The organism is Pseudescherichia vulneris, assembly GCF_902164725.1.
In the GTDB taxonomy this organism is placed as follows: domain Bacteria; phylum Pseudomonadota; class Gammaproteobacteria; order Enterobacterales; family Enterobacteriaceae; genus Pseudescherichia; species Pseudescherichia vulneris.
In genome coordinates, this window is record NZ_LR607338.1 from 1,116,957 (window position 1) to 1,117,467 (window position 511).

Genomic DNA, 511 nt, shown 5'->3' on the forward strand with positions numbered 1-511 from the left:
TGGTACAGAGGGAATGCTCATCATTTTTATTTCATCAATATGGCGCTTTGTCAGGTTTATCTCACATTGATCAATGGCTGGCTGATAATCATATGTATCTTCTCCAATTTCAGAGGCCACGCCAAGGCAAAATTTTTCCCTATATTTCTCCCAGTCTTTCTGTGATTCAAGAAAATACTTACTATAAACAGTACCGACCGTTAAATCTGGATCTTCGCTTTTAAAAACAGGCCCATCATAGCTTTTAAGGATCCTGTTATTAACATCATCCACAATCCTTTTATACTGTGTAAAAATGTCGTTTTTCTTTTGCGTTAGACAATCATGAGCCCTATGATAATCATCGTTATTTTGCTTGTAACAAATGTCATTTTCCGAGCCCTGACTAAGCTCAGCCCATACTTTGGTAGGCAGAAGAAAGGCAAGAAAGATAACGGCATATGTGTTTAATTTCATTTTAAATACCCTATCCTGCTCCTATTTTTTATCACTGGCACATAGCGTATTGCTG

At 37.2% G+C, this 511-nt stretch carries 1 protein-coding gene; it reads right to left on the reverse strand.

The window, feature by feature from the left end:
• Window positions 1–456, reverse strand: a 456-nt coding sequence (locus FN633_RS04575) for a lysozyme inhibitor LprI family protein (protein ID WP_154058828.1), incomplete at its 3' end; no start/stop codon positions are given.
• Between the last annotated feature and the right edge of the window lie 55 nt (window positions 457–511).